We start from the raw sequence: 14,189 nt of genomic DNA on the forward strand, positions 1-14,189 counted from the left end.
CTTTTCAATTTAATTTTTTTATTATAGCAGATGCGTTGTCTGCGCTCAAACGCGCCAGTGCTGACTCATATATAATAAAATTGTCCTAAAATTCGGAAAAAATCACTTTTAAAATACTTTCCCCTGATCAGAGCTGCCATTCGGCCCCATTTATTCTTAGCCGGAATGGCCAAAAAATAATTGAGAATTTGCGCCTGATCGGCCGGCAAGTCACGGCCATAGTGCGCTTTAAACGCCTGCGCTTGCCGATAATAATCGTTTTTCTTATCCCGGGTCGCCGGGTCCTTGAACTTGGTCAACCGATAATTGAAACTTTTTACGTCCGTCGCGCCCACGCATTGATCGCAATGCTGGCGATACGCCATCAGTTTTTCATCCAAATGGACGATTTTTCCAAACGCACTGGCATAAAGGGCAAACCACCAATCATGCATCAAAATTTCAGCATCCGTTGCAGTCGCTTTTTGATAGAGCGCGCGATTGACCATCATCGTGCATCCTGTTACATAATTTTGAACCAACAGCCGATTAAAGGCCAAATGAGGACGATAAACCTGATTTTTGCGCTCGTCAACCGGCAACGGCGTCAGATCTTTGTCCACCGTTTCATAATTCGAATAAATCAAAATCGGCGTTTGGCTGCCCCACCGCTGCTCGGCCTCCGCCATGGCTTTTCGCGTCTTTTCCGCCTTCTCCGGATACCACACGTCGTCCTGGTCGCAATACATCACATAATCGGCCGATGCCGCCCGGGTCAGCGCCATAAAATTGCCTACCGGCCCCCTTGCGGCAGCGGACACCGAAACGGCTTCAATTTTTTCCGAATAGCGCCGGGCATAATCCGCAATCATCTCCGGCGTCCGATCGGTTGAGCCGTCATCTCGTATTAAAATCCGGATATCCTTTTCCGTTTGGTCAATCAACGAATCCAGCTGTGCTCCCAAGTAGCGTTCGCCGTTATAGGTCGCCACTAAAATATCAATCATTTTAAATTCTCCATGACCGAAGTCAGCGTGTTTTCAAAAATCTCCGTCGTAAAATGCCGATTATAAAATTGCTGAACGGCGGCGTAATCCACCTGTGCCGCCTGGACTGACAAAATTTGACAAACATTCTTCAGATCATTGCGTTCAACATTGACGCCCACCCCTTCATCTTTGACAAATTGCCAGGTATCGCCGCGGATATTGTTAATCACCGGCAAGCCGTAATACCAATAATCAATAGACTTGGTCGTCAGACCGACTTTTACGGTGTCGATCATCAAATTAAAGCCAAAGGTACACTGTCCGAAAATCTGTTTTTTCTGATTGTCGTCATAAATCGGTCCGTAAAATTGATAATCGATTCCTTTTTCTTCCAGTAAATCGAGTAATCTTTGTCGATTTTCACCTTCCCCGACAATATGCAGTTTCACCGATTTTAATGGTTTAAGTTGTTCGAGAATCGACACCATTAGATCAATATCCACGATGTGGTTGAGCGATCCTAAATATGCCAGATGAAGCACGTCGCGCTGTTTTCCATGGTGCATTTCCGGAGCATCCGGGCCTTTGATCCAGTGAAGCGTTCGTGCTGACGCCGGCAGCGCAATGATCTCACGATATAAGTCACATTCGGTAAGCACCCGATCCGCCCCGGGCAAATAGCGATCCCGCAAATTGCGCCAATAGCGCAGCGGCGGCCAATTTTTGATCCCTTCCATCGGGAGAGATTCCGGCCAAAGATCGACAATATCCACCACCAGCGAACATCCCGTTTCTTTTTTGACCTTTACCATTGCCGGCAGCAATGAATTGGGCGGAATCATCACGTACAGCAAATCAAAGGGATGCGTTTTGAGATAACGCCTTACGTCTCGTGCAAAACGATGATGAGACCATAACCGGGCCAAAGATAAATTTTTCTGATACGGCTTTGTCGGTATATAAATGTGATCCGGCTTATGTTCCGACACCCGTTCTTTGGTTAAATGAAAAAAATCTGAAAAGATCCATGTGACTTCGCCGCCTTGTTTCTGAAAGAAATGTCCGACAGCCTCTGCCCGATCATAATCCCCTGATAAATTGGTTATTACTGCAATTTTCATCCTTTTGCCTTCACCTTTGCTCATCGCTCAAAAGCCTATCATTCATCAAATAAAAAATGAACATAACAAAAAACTCCGAAGTCCGAAGACTCCGGAGCTGATTGTCGAAAATTATTCGCCCATCTGTTTTGCAACTTCTTCCGCGAAGTTTTCTTCTTTCTTTTCAAGGCCTTCACCCATTTCAAAGCGAGCAAAGCGACGAATTTTAACATTTTCACCAATGTTCATGATCTGTTCTTTAACCAAATCGTTGATAGACTTGTCCGGATCTTTAATAAAGGGCTGTTCCATCAGGCAGATTTCACTGTAGAACTTTTTCAAGCGTCCCTCGACCATCTTTTCGATGATTTTTTCCGGCTTGCCTTCGTTCTGCGCCTGAATGGTCAGAATTTCCCTTTCGTGCTCCACTTCTTCAGCCGGTACATCTTCCGGATTCAGATATTTTGGGTTGGCAGCAGCCACATGCATCGCAATGTCTTTTGCAAAATCGTGGAAACCATCGGTTTTGGCCACGAAGTCTGTTTCGCAGTTCACTTCAACCATGGCTCCGATTTTCCCTCCCATGTGGATGTAGGAAACAACAATCCCCTCGGCCGCAATGCGGCCGGCCTTTTTCACAGACTTGGCCATTCCCTTTTCGCGCAGAATTTCAGCTGCCTTTTCGACATCGCCATTCGCTTCTTCGAGGGCTTTCTTGCAATCCATCATCCCGGATCCGGTTTTTTCTCTGAGTTCTTTCACTAATTTTGCTGAGATCGCCATATTTTCCTCCGCTTTGGTAAAATTAAGCTTCTTCCGCTTCTGCTTCAGCCGCTGACATCGGGGCTTCTTCTGTTTCAGAAACCTGTTCGCCCTGTTTTCCTTCAAGCACTGCATCGGCCAAAACGCGTAAAATCAGCGCCACAGCGCGAATCGCATCGTCGTTTCCTGGGATAATGTAGTCCACGTCGTCCGGATCGCAGTTGGTATCGACGATCGAAATAATCGGAATCCCCAATTTATGGGCTTCTTGAATCGCAATGCGCTCTTTCTTGCAGTCGATGATGACCATGGCGCCGGGCATCCCGTGCATATCTTCAATCCCGCCAAGGAATTTTTCAAGCTTTTCCCGTTCACGGCGCAGACCGATCACTTCTTTCTTCGGCAGCAGGTCAAAAGTGCCGTCTTCTTCCATGCGCTTCAGATCTTTCAAGCGGTTGATGCGTTTGTTGATGGTTTCCCAATTTGTCAGGGTTCCGCCGAGCCAGCGATGGTTGACATAGAAAGAACCGGAACGCTTCGCTTCATTTTCGATGCTGTTCTGCGCCTGTTTTTTAGTCCCGACAAAAAGAATATCTTTGCCTTCCGCCGCCAAATCGCGCACAAAATTGTACGCATCGCCGATCATCTTAACCGTCTGCTGCAGATCGATGATGTAGATCCCGTTTCTTTCGGTGAAGATGTAAGGTTTCATCTTCGGATTCCATCTTCGGGTCTGATGACCGAAGTGAACACCAGCTTCCAAAAGCTGCTTCATTGTTACAATTGCCATTTTTACCTCCTGGTTTTTCTTCCATTTCCTTCTGCAAGCGCCAAGACCCATTTTCGGGCACCAGGCCGCTCTCGGGAAATGTGTATAATAAGTAACTTTTATAATATAGCATAATCCCCAGCCGGATGCAAATTTATTCTCGTCTTTCGATCCTAAATTAAAAACTGATCGTATGAACGGCCTTTCCCCTGGGTTTTAAAAACCGAATCGACATAGTTTTTGTCAATGACAAATACATCTTCGTCATAGTCGCTGGCATAAAATGAAATCTCTTCGAGCAATTCTTCAAAAACGGTGTGCAGCCGTCTCGCGCCGATATTTTCGTCTTCTTCGTTCTTTGCGTAGGCGATCGATGCGATCGCTTTGAGCGCTTCTTCCTCAAATTGCAATTCAATGCCCTCCGTCTGAAGCAAATACGCATATTGTTTCACGATCGCGTTTTCCGGCTTCGTGAGAATTTCCACGAAATTTTCTTCTGTCAGGCTCTCAAGCTGCACCGAAACGGGAAATCGCCCCTGAAGTTCGGGAATCATATCTTCAATATTCGCGACATTAAACGCGCCGGCGCCGATAAACAAAATAAAATCTGTTTTGACCGGGCCGTATTTGGTATTGACGGTGCTGCCTTCAACGATGGGCAGAATATCCCGCTGGACACCTTCGCGCGACACGTCCGGACCGCCGCGATGGCTCCCGCTGTCGATGATCTTGTCAATTTCATCGATAAAAATAATGCCATTTTGTTCTGCCTCGCGCACCCCGATCTCCTGGACTTCATCCATGTCGATCATCTTCTGCGCTTCCTGATTGGCAATGACCTTCCGCGCTTCAGAAACTTTCATCGTTCGTTTTTTCTTCTTTTTATTGCCGCCGGTCAGCCCTTCAAAGATATTGCCGATCTCAATGCTCATATCTTCGCTCATGCCGGCCATGATGCCAATGGATTTGGCGCCGTCATCGTCGAGCATGACGTCAATCATTTCGTCTTCCAGCTTGCCATCGGCCAATTCCTCAGCAATCGCCGAACGTTTGGTTTCAATCTGATGCTTTTCTTCTGGCGAAAGCTCAGGCTGTGCGTCTTCGACAGCCGCCGGCGATTTGTTTTGATTCAGCAAGTCAAAGGGGTTGATCAGCTTTTCCTGCTTCTGCGCTTTTTTGCGTCTCGGCACCAATGCGTCCAGAATAATCCGATTGGCTTTTTCTTCCGCCTGTGTTTTGACATCATCCATCTTTTCCTGCTTGACCATGCGAATCGATGTTGTCACCAAATCACGAATCATCGATTCCACATCACGCCCAACATAGCCTACCTCGGTAAATTTTGTCGCTTCGACTTTAATAAAAGGCGCCGACACCAGTTTGGCAATGCGCCGGGCGATTTCCGTTTTCCCCACGCCCGTCGGCCCCATCATGATGATGTTCTTTGGTGTGATTTCCTCCCGGATTGCATCCGGCAGCAGGGATCTTCGATAACGGTTGCGCAGCGAAACCGCCACCGCCTTCTTCGCTTTTTCCTGACCGATGATATAGCGATTGAGCTCATCAACAATCATTCTCGGCGTCAGTTCTGACATTTCCCGTTTCATGCTTCATCCTCCAAGGTTAACACACGAATATTATCGTTGGTGTAAACACAAATCTGCGACGCAATCTTCAGCGCCTCGTGGGCAATCTTTTTTGCCGAAAGGTCCGAATGCGCTTTCAATGCCCGAGCCGCCGCCAGCGCATAATTGCCGCCGGAACCAATCGCCGCAATTTCGTCATCCGGTTCAATCACTTCGCCCGTCCCGGAGATAATGAGCAACGTATCCGCGTCCATTACGATCAGTAAGGCCTCCAGTTTGCGCATGATTTTATCCTGGCGCCAGTCTTTGGCCAGTTCCACCGCCGCGCGTTTTAAATTCCCGTTATAGGTTTCGAGCTTGTGTTCAAATAATTCGCAAAGCGTAAACGCATCGGCCACCGATCCGGCAAAACCCGCCAGCACCTTCCCATTATAAAGCGTGCGTACCTTTTTGGCCGTCGCCTTCATGATGACCGCTTCGCCCATGGTCACCTGCCCGTCGCCAGCAATAGCCACTTCGCCATTGTGGCGAATACCGACAATCGTCGTTGCTTTTAACATAGATCCTCCTTTATGATTGCTTCTGTTTGGTATTTCTTTTTTTCGGCTGCGGCTCACACTGTGCGCAGTAAAGGCGCTTGCGTTTGCCAAATCCTTTTTGAAACATTGTGTGGCCGCAGATCGGGCAGCGATCCGCCACCGGTTTATCCCAAGAGGTGAAATCACAGCTGGGATAGTTCGCACAGCCGTAAAAAGTCCGTCCCCGCTTTGACGTCCGCTTAACAAGATCGCCGCCGCACTTCGGGCAGATGCCCGGCGTCTTTTCAAAATAAGGCTTGGTGTTCTTGCACTCCGGATAACCCGGGCAGGCTAAAAATTTACCGTAACGCCCATTTTTGATCACCATGTGCCGGCCGCACTTTTCACAGACGATATCCGTTTCTTCGTCTTTGATTTCAACTTTTTCGGCCGTTTCCTGGGCATGATCCAGCTCTTTTTTAAAGGGGCCATAAAATTCATCCATAAGTTTTACCCAGTTCTGCGTGCCGCTGGCCACATGATCCAGGCCGCTTTCCATTTTCGCCGTGAATTGCGGATCGACAATATCGGGAAAGAAAACTTCCATCATCTCCGTAACCGTGATGCCAAGTTCCGTCGGCCGGAAGCGTTTGTCTTCCACCTCCACATAGTTGCGGCTTTTAATCGTCGCAATCGTCGGCGCATAGGTACTCGGTCTTCCGATCCCCATATCTTCAAGCAATTTGATCAGCGACGCTTCATTGTAACGCGGCGGCGGATTGGTAAATTTCTGCTCTTTGTGAATTTTGACCAGATCCACCGCATCCCCTTTGACCAGTTCCGGCAGTGGATTGCTCTTTTTCACCGCAGAGCCCAACACTTTTGTAAAGCCCGGGAAGAGCAGCGTATCCCCCTTCACTTTAAAAATCAAAGTATCGCAGGCAACATCCGCCTTGATCACATTGTAGGTTGCCGCCGCCATCTGGCTGGCCACCATTTGTTTCCATATCAAATTATAAAGCTTATATTGATCGGCATCCAGCGCGTCACGGATCGCAGCCGGTGTGTCCAGTACGGATGCCGGGCGGATCGCTTCATGGGCATCTTGCACATTTTTATTGCTGCGTTTAACTGTCCTCTGCTTGCCCAGAAAGGTCTCGCCAAAAGTTTTTACAATAAAATCCTTGGTCTGTTCAATCGCTTCCGGTGCCAGCCGGGTCGAGTCCGTTCGGATATAGGTGACCCGGCCGCTTTCATAAAGGGCCTGTGCCACGCGCATCGTCCGCTGACTGGTGAATCCCAGTGCACGATAAGCTGTCTGCTGCAGCGTGCTCGTCGTAAACGGCAGCGGCGGCTTCTGGCTTGACTGCTTCTTTTCGACTTTGACCACCTGCATGGCCGGACAGTTTTTAACAATTTGTTCCAGCCGATCGGCTTCTTCGGCATTTTCAATCTTTAGGCGTTTGCCGTTTTCCGAATAGAACGTCGTCAAAAAAAGTATCGGATCGCCTTGCTTGCGCAGATCCAAATTTAAATTCCAATATTCTTCCGGGACAAACGCTTCGATTTCTTTTTCGCGGTCGACGATGATCCGCGTTACCACCGACTGCACACGTCCGCCGGAAAGCCCGCGTTTGACTTTCTTCCACAAAAAGGGACTGACTGAATACCCCACCAAACGGTCCAGCACCCGCCTGGCCTGCTGGGCCTGCACCAAATCCATATCCACTGAACGCACATGGTCAATGGCTTCGTTGATGGCGCGTTTGGTGATTTCGTGAAACTCGATGCGGCATTCACTGCCGGGATCCATGCCCAACGCATTGGCCACGTGCCAGGAAATGGCTTCGCCTTCCCGGTCCGGGTCTGTCGCGAGTAAAACCGTATCGCTTTTTTTCGCCTGCCGTTTAAGCTTTGTCAGCAGTTTTCCCTTGCCGCGGATGGTAATATAGTCCGGCTCAAAGCGATTCTCCACATGGATGCCGAGTCGACTCTTGGGCAAATCGATCACATGGCCCATGGTCGCTTCAACTTCATAACCTTTCGGCAAATATTTTTTGATGGTTTTGGCCTTTGCCGGCGATTCGACAATGACTAATGTTCTCATCACTGATTTTCTCCTGCGTTCATTTCGCCTCGTTTGCTTCCGTCCAGGCTTTGCCCACCGCTTCAGCCACCCGTTCGGTTACCCGTTTATCAAAGGGGCTGGGGATAATATGATCTTCATCCCGTTCGTCATCGGTGATGATGCCGGCGATGGCATAAGCCGCGGCCGTTTTCATGGCCTCGGTGATGCGCTTGGCACGAACGTCGAGCGCGCCCCGGAAAATACCCGGAAAAGCCAACACATTATTGATCTGATTGGGGAAATCCGAACGCCCGGTGCCGACAACGCGCGCCCCGGCACGCTTGGCCGCGTCCGGCATGATCTCCGGAACCGGATTGGCCATGGCAAAAATCACAGCATCTTCAGCCATCGAAGCGACCATGGCTTCGCTGACAATATTCGGCGCTGAAACACCGATCAGCACATCGGCACCGGCCATGGCATCAGCCAAATGGCCGCGGCGCTGCGCTCGATTGGTGTGTTCTGCCAGCCACCGCATATAAGGATTGAGGCCTTCTTTATCCCGCGTCAATATCCCATCGATATCCGACACGACGATGTCCCCAACGCCAAGCGTCATAAGCATTTTGGCAATGGCCGTTCCCGCCGATCCCGCGCCGTTAATCGCCACGGTGATATCGGTCAATTCTTTGCCGACCACTTTCATCGCGTTGATCAAACTAGACGCCACCACGATGGCTGTTCCGTGCTGATCATCGTGAAATACTGGAATGTCCAGTGCTGCCTGCAGCCTTTCCTCCACTTCAAAACACTTCGGAGCCGCGATGTCCTCAAGATTAATCCCGCCGAAAGTCGGCGCAATGTTGATCCCCGTCTGCACAATGGCGTCCGCGTCCTGGGTCGACACGCAGATCGGGAACGCATCGATATCGCCAAATTCTTTAAAAAGAACCGCTTTGCCCTCCATCACCGGCATTGCTGCATGCCCGCCGATATTGCCAAGGCCCAGCACAGCCGACCCGTCGGAAAGCACCGCCACCAAATTACCCTTTGCCGTATAGGTATAAACCGCATCTCGGTTTTCCGCAATTTTGCGGCAGGGCTCTGCCACCCCCGGCGTGTAGGCAATGCTCAGTTCCTCTTGATTGGTCACCGGCAGTTTTGAAGCAATCGCCACCTTCCCCTGATGTTTTTGATGTGCCGCCAACGCGGCCTTATTGTAATCCATTTTTCCCTCCGATCGGCGCGTATTGCCTGCAAATTTTCAGCAATTTTGGCGGATACCGCCGTTATATTTTTGCCCGTATATTTGATTGCTACATTATAACCATAAAGCGAATCGCTTCACAATAGACCGGTTGTTAGTATAATCATCGATTCTTAATTAATTATTTTGCTTTCCTCTGCTTCGTGTTATAATCCCCATCGGAGGTATTTTTATGAAATGGAACCGAAATGTCGCAGCGTTTGCTCCGTCGGCACCCTATCTTGTAGATCGGGCGGAAACTACCTGGGATGAAATTCCCCGAACGCAAAAGCGCGGACAAGCTTATATTTATGTTTCCGTGATGGACAACTCGATGTATGATCGCTATACCAAAGGGGATCTGGTCATTATCAAGCTGACAGATGATTTATCCGAAAACTTAACCGGCGATGCACTGGTTCAATTGCCCGATGCGTCTGTGTGTCTAAAAAAAATTGAAATGACCAGCCGCAGGATCAAACTCATTGACCGCAATGAGCTCGATCCACAAAGTCTGAGTTATCCCAAAGCAGAAGTAACCATCCTTGGCTTTCCGACTTCTGTAATCCGAGCATAAAAAAAACAGACACAACGTCTGTTTATTTTTTATATGGTGCGAGAGACGGGAGTCGAACCCGTACGTACGAAGTACACACGCCTCTGAAACGTGCTTGTCTGCCTATTCCAACACTCTCGCAAACGCCCTGTCTGCTGAACACTCGTTTATATTAAGCTTTTTTTTATCCATTGTCAAGTATAATTTTTGTTGCATTATTTATTTTTTGAAAGGCATCCTCATGACAAAGACAGAACTCAAAATCATCGGCGGTTTGATTATCCTGGCACTGCTGATCCTTGCCGGTTATTTTATTTATCGACAGATCGACAATCGGCAACTGGTTTTAAAAGTAACCGTGCAACACAAAACCGTTGCTGTCCTCCCGATGAATCAAGACTACCGGCACACCTTTAAAACCAAAGCCGGCCAAAATACAATCGTCATCAAAAACGGTCGCGCTTATGTGAGCAAGGCAGACTGCAAAAATCAAATCTGTGTTCACACCCATCCCATTTCTGAAAATGGCGAAACCATTGCGTGCCTGCCTCATCGTTTAATTTTAACCATTACCACGAAAGGAGAAACTCATTGACGCCTTCCATGTCCCGCACTCACCGCCTCGTCTTAATTGCTCTGCTGACCGTGACCGCTGCGATCTTGGGTTATCTGGAATCGCTGCTTCCCTGTTTTATACCGATTCCTGGCGTCAAAATCGGTCTTCCCAATATCGTCACCATGATCAGTCTTTCCCTTTTTAACACGCCGATTGCACTGGGGATCGCCATCGCTCGCGTTCTCCTGACCGGTTTTATGTTCGGCTCTCTTTCTTCCATTCTTTATGCGCTGGCCGGAGGCATTATCAGCTGCAGCGTCATGGGCGCACTGACCCATACCAACCATCAGCGACAAATCCAAGGACAGGATGCCCCCTTTTCGCTTATAGGCATTTCCATTATCGGCGCCATGACTCACAATATCGGACAGCTTTGCATCGCCACCATTATCGTTCAAAATCTGCGGCTGATGCTTCTTTATCTGCCGTTTCTACTGCTGATCGCCGTTCCCATCGGCCTGCTTACCGGGATCATTGCCCGTCGGCTGCTGCCCTATTTAAATCGGATCCTCCCACAAAAATCACATGACAAAAACCCCAGGTGAGTTTATGGTCCCCCGGGGCTTATTTTATGGTTCTTTTGTTTCGCTTTAATCTTCTTTTTCCCGATTGCGAATTAACAGACGAAAAGGCGTTCCGTCAAAATCAAAGGTCTCATTGATTTTATTCTCAAGATAACGCTTATAGGAAAAATGCATCAGGGTATCGTCATTAACAAAAATCACAAAGGTCGGCGGTGCAATATCTACCTGCGAACCGTAAAACAATTTCAGCCGGCGTCCGTTTTTGGATGGCGGCTCTTTCAAACTGACAAAGTCAATCAACGCCTCGTTGAGTTTTGCCGTGAGAACGCGTTTGCGGCTTTGCGTCACCACGTATTGAATTTTATCGTATATTTTTTCAGCGCGCTTCCCGGTTTTTGCCGAGATAAAGAGCATCGGCGCATAGGGCATAAAGGCCAGTGAATTGCGAATGTCCCCCGTCATTTTCTGCATGGTTTTGGTATCTTTTTCGATCAAATCCCATTTGTTAACCACGATGATCGTTGGGATGAAGCGGTTGTGGGCAATGCCGGCAATTTTACTATCCTGCTCGGTAACACCGGTCTGCGCATTCACCATCATCAACACCACATCAGCCCGATCCACTGCGGCAATGGCACGAATGATGCTATAACGTTCCACTTCGTCGGCAATTTTACTTTTGCGCCGGAGCCCGGCCGTATCGATAAAGGTGTATTCCACACCCCCGCGCTCAATCTTGCTGTCAATGGCATCCCGGGTCGTGCCCGGGATATCCGAAACGATCATTCGATTTTCACCGATAAGCTGATTGACCAAGGTGGATTTGCCGGCGTTGGGCTTGCCCACCACGGCGATGTGCAGACTGCCGTCTTCGTCGTCCGCCAGCTGATACAAAGCCGCCGTGTTATCCACGATCGCATCCAGCAGATCGCCCAGGCCCAGCCCCTGCTCGGCAGAGATGGGCAGCGGATCTCCCAAGCCGAGATTATAGAATTCGTAAAGCCTTTCTTCCAATTTGACCGAATCGAGCTTATTCACAACCACAATCACCTTTTTATGCTGCTTTCGGAGCATATCGGCGACATCTTCGTCGGCCGCGGTCATCCCCTCTCTCCCGTCGCACAGCAACAAAATCAAATCAGCTGTTTCAATGGCGATCTCTGCCTGCACGCGCATTTGATGCATGATGGTGTTGCCGGTCTTGAGTTCTATCCCCCCGGTGTCGATCAGTGTGAACCGATGGTTCTGCCACTCGGCATCTGCAATGATGCGGTCCCGCGTCACTCCGGGCGTATTTTCCACAATGGCGATCCGTTCACCCACCAATTTATTAAAAAGTGTCGATTTGCCGACATTTGGTTTGCCGACAACAGCAACAATTGGTTTCATTTGCTTCTCCCTTTTCTATTATCACAATCGCTCTAACACCGGGTCTGACATCAAGCTTCCGGTTCATAACCGGAAACAGCCCCAAAAGCCTCGTCCGCCGGATCCGGCACGCCGAGAACCCGGTTCACAAAAGCCCGTCCGTCCACCGGTACAATTGTCACCGGTTTTCCCCACTTGGCGCTCAGATCCTCTGTGGTGACATCGTCCAAAAATAAATGGGTACCGAATTTGACCATATTTTCCGGCAAAAAATACTGATCACAGGTATTTCCGTCAATTTGAGATAAAATATCCCGGCCGGTAATCAGTCCAGCCACCGTGATGGCTTTGCCAAAAAAACGATTTTGAATGGCCGTCACTTCAAATGTAATACTGGGAAACGCCGCATGAATGGCTTCACACGCTTTTTGCAGCATGGGTTTCGCCAGCACGCCGGTGATGATGCCGATTTTTTTCGCCGTTGCATCCTGCACTAATTGGGCCGACGCTGTCAAACCGCTTCGCACTTCCTGCTCGAAGGCAGCAAGCATCCCGACTCCGTTTTCCAGTTGGGTAAAATCTTCGTAGTATTTCGCTTCGGGAATTGGCATTTCGGCCAACAAAAAAAATTCATCTGCCGGATAAGCAAAATGGACACCGTGGTCCGCCATCATCTCCCGCTGGCAGGCTTCGATGATGGCAATGGTTTCCCGCGCTTTTTCCCGGTTAACCGACTTTAGCGGTGTCAGTCCCTTTCGGAATTTAGTCATCCCCAGCGGTACCACGGATACCGAACGCATCTGCGGGTAAAGCCCGGCCAAATCCCCCAGCGTGCGCGTGAGCTCCTCTCCGTCGTTGACTTCCGGGCACAGCACGATCTGCGAATTCATTGCAATTTCATGTTTTTGAAAGAATTGAAGATCGTCCATCACCGATCCGGCAAAGCGATTATGAAGCATCTGCCGGCGAAGTTTCGGGTTGGTTGTGTGCACTGAAATATTGATCGGCATGATGTGGTAGCGTACGATGCGCTCTTTCTCTGCCTCGGATAAATTAGTCAGCGTGATATAATTGCCGTATAAGAATGACATGCGTTCGTCGTCATCTTTGATATAAAGGGTGTCCCGCATTCCCGGCGGCATCTGATCGATAAAGCAGAAAATACAGCCATTGCTGCAGCGCCGGATCTGATAAGAAGGCTTTTCGGTCAAGCCCAGATCTTCTCCCGGGTCTTTTTCAATTTCAAGCTCCCATCGTTCGCCGTCCGGCTTTTCAATTTCCACAAGCAAATTTTCGTCTGCGGCAAAAAATTCGATATCGAGCTCGTCAAGCACGGGATTGCCGTTAATCGCAAGCAAAAAATCCCCGGCTTCCACGCCCATCTCTTCTAATATGGAATTGTCCCTTACAGCTTCAATTCTGTATTTCATCGGGACCCCTTTCATCGAGATAACGGCGACTGCCACTATCTTATTAAAACTATTTTGATCTTGGTGCTTTCATTAAAAAGCTATGCTATAATAACACACAAGAGGTTAATTCCCAATGGAAAATTTTCAGCACAAAACCGAAGACAAACTCATTATATTATATGTTCTGGATAAAATCAAAACGGGGCTGACCCGGGAACAGATCGCTTTCATCATTCTCCAAAATCTCCAAACGGCCTATCTGGATATCCAAATGTATATCGATGCTCTGATTGCCGAAAAGATGATCTGGGATCATTCCGGCAAACTCATCATCTCCTCCAAAGGTTCGGCGATGATTGCCCAACTAGTTGATAAAATTCCCGCCTTTACCCGAGAGATGCTCTCGGCTTTTATTGCCGGCAACAAACAGGCTATCTTTAAAGAAACGCGAACCGATGCCTCCTACGATGAGGCCGGTCCGGGTGATTTTCAGGTGCATTTGGGACTTAGCGAGAACAATCTCGATTTGATGCAGATCTCTGTGAGCTGCCCCAACAAAGAAGAAGCGCTCGCTCTCTGCAATGCGTGGAAAAACAATACCCAGAAAATCTACGCACAAATCATGAGCACCTTAATCAGCGGATAAATTAAACCACACATAAAAAGGCTCCGGCCGCTTCAATCAGGAAAAAAAAG

14 protein-coding genes and 1 tRNA gene are annotated in these 14,189 nt (G+C 48.8%); 4 read left to right on the forward strand and 11 right to left on the reverse strand.

Going from position 1 to position 14,189, the window contains the following annotated elements; all coding sequences use genetic code 11:
- Window positions 1–65: 65 nt before the first annotated feature.
- From HMPREF0721_RS03360 to HMPREF0721_RS03395, 8 genes are all read right to left on the reverse strand, one after another.
- Window positions 66–986, reverse strand: a complete 921-nt coding sequence (locus tag HMPREF0721_RS03360) for a glycosyltransferase family 2 protein (protein ID WP_006598147.1) — start codon at window positions 984–986, stop codon at window positions 66–68.
- On the reverse strand, window positions 983–2,089 hold the full coding sequence (locus HMPREF0721_RS03365) for a glycosyltransferase family protein (RefSeq protein ID WP_050786954.1): 1,107 nt from the start codon (window positions 2,087–2,089) through the stop codon (window positions 983–985). The genes HMPREF0721_RS03360 and HMPREF0721_RS03365 overlap by 4 nt, the downstream gene beginning before the upstream one ends.
- A gap of 111 nt (window positions 2,090–2,200) precedes the next feature.
- Window positions 2,201–2,851: a translation elongation factor Ts gene (gene tsf / locus HMPREF0721_RS03370; protein ID WP_006598149.1), complete on the reverse strand. Its 651-nt coding sequence runs from the start codon at window positions 2,849–2,851 to the stop codon at window positions 2,201–2,203.
- A gap of 22 nt (window positions 2,852–2,873) precedes the next feature.
- Window positions 2,874–3,620 (reverse strand): 30S ribosomal protein S2, encoded by a 747-nt coding sequence (gene rpsB, locus HMPREF0721_RS03375; RefSeq protein WP_040639879.1) that lies wholly within the window; start codon window positions 3,618–3,620, stop codon window positions 2,874–2,876.
- Between the two features lie 152 nt (window positions 3,621–3,772).
- Complete coding sequence (gene hslU, locus HMPREF0721_RS03380; protein WP_006598151.1) at window positions 3,773–5,206, reverse strand: ATP-dependent protease ATPase subunit HslU; 1,434 nt, start codon at window positions 5,204–5,206, stop codon at window positions 3,773–3,775.
- Window positions 5,203–5,745 (reverse strand): ATP-dependent protease subunit HslV, encoded by a 543-nt coding sequence (gene hslV / locus HMPREF0721_RS03385; protein ID WP_006598152.1) that lies wholly within the window; start codon window positions 5,743–5,745, stop codon window positions 5,203–5,205. The genes hslU and hslV overlap by 4 nt, the downstream gene beginning before the upstream one ends.
- A 10-nt stretch (window positions 5,746–5,755) precedes the next feature.
- Window positions 5,756–7,810: a type I DNA topoisomerase gene (gene topA / locus HMPREF0721_RS03390; protein ID WP_006598153.1), complete on the reverse strand. Its 2,055-nt coding sequence runs from the start codon at window positions 7,808–7,810 to the stop codon at window positions 5,756–5,758.
- 19 nt (window positions 7,811–7,829) lie between these two features.
- Window positions 7,830–8,999 (reverse strand): NAD(P)-dependent malic enzyme, encoded by a 1,170-nt coding sequence (locus HMPREF0721_RS03395; RefSeq protein ID WP_006598154.1) that lies wholly within the window; start codon window positions 8,997–8,999, stop codon window positions 7,830–7,832.
- A gap of 211 nt (window positions 9,000–9,210) precedes the next feature.
- On the opposite strand from HMPREF0721_RS03395, the gene HMPREF0721_RS03400 reads away from it, so the two are divergent.
- Window positions 9,211–9,594: a S24 family peptidase gene (locus HMPREF0721_RS03400; protein ID WP_006598155.1), complete on the forward strand. Its 384-nt coding sequence runs from the start codon at window positions 9,211–9,213 to the stop codon at window positions 9,592–9,594.
- A 34-nt stretch (window positions 9,595–9,628) separates the two neighbouring features.
- Here HMPREF0721_RS03400 and HMPREF0721_RS03405 read toward each other — a convergent pair.
- Window positions 9,629–9,714 (reverse strand) — tRNA-Leu (locus HMPREF0721_RS03405).
- 100 nt (window positions 9,715–9,814) lie between these two features.
- Between HMPREF0721_RS03405 and HMPREF0721_RS11435 the strand changes: the two genes are divergently transcribed.
- Entirely contained in the window at window positions 9,815–10,168 is a 354-nt protein-coding gene (locus HMPREF0721_RS11435; RefSeq protein ID WP_006598156.1) for a NusG domain II-containing protein, read from the forward strand.
- Window positions 10,165–10,734, forward strand: a complete 570-nt coding sequence (locus HMPREF0721_RS03410; protein ID WP_006598157.1) for a Gx transporter family protein — start codon at window positions 10,165–10,167, stop codon at window positions 10,732–10,734. The genes HMPREF0721_RS11435 and HMPREF0721_RS03410 overlap by 4 nt, the downstream gene beginning before the upstream one ends.
- Before the next feature lie 45 nt (window positions 10,735–10,779).
- Here HMPREF0721_RS03410 and der read toward each other — a convergent pair whose 3' ends face one another.
- Together der and HMPREF0721_RS03420 are read right to left on the reverse strand one after the other, a co-directional pair.
- A complete protein-coding gene (gene der, locus HMPREF0721_RS03415; RefSeq protein ID WP_006598158.1) occupies window positions 10,780–12,102 on the reverse strand; it encodes a ribosome biogenesis GTPase Der in 1,323 nt (440 codons plus the stop codon).
- A 50-nt stretch (window positions 12,103–12,152) separates the two neighbouring features.
- Window positions 12,153–13,511, reverse strand: a complete 1,359-nt coding sequence (locus HMPREF0721_RS03420; RefSeq protein ID WP_242821847.1) for a DUF512 domain-containing protein — start codon at window positions 13,509–13,511, stop codon at window positions 12,153–12,155.
- Between the two features lie 115 nt (window positions 13,512–13,626).
- Here HMPREF0721_RS03420 and HMPREF0721_RS03425 point away from each other — a divergent pair, with 115 nt between their 5' ends.
- Window positions 13,627–14,139, forward strand: coding sequence for a DUF4364 family protein (locus HMPREF0721_RS03425; protein WP_006598160.1), 513 nt, complete (start codon window positions 13,627–13,629; stop codon window positions 14,137–14,139).
- Window positions 14,140–14,189 lie beyond the last annotated feature (50 nt).

The sequence above is a fragment of the Pseudoramibacter alactolyticus ATCC 23263 genome, from assembly GCF_000185505.1.
In the GTDB taxonomy this organism is placed as follows: Bacteria; Bacillota; Clostridia; order Eubacteriales; family Eubacteriaceae; genus Pseudoramibacter; species Pseudoramibacter alactolyticus.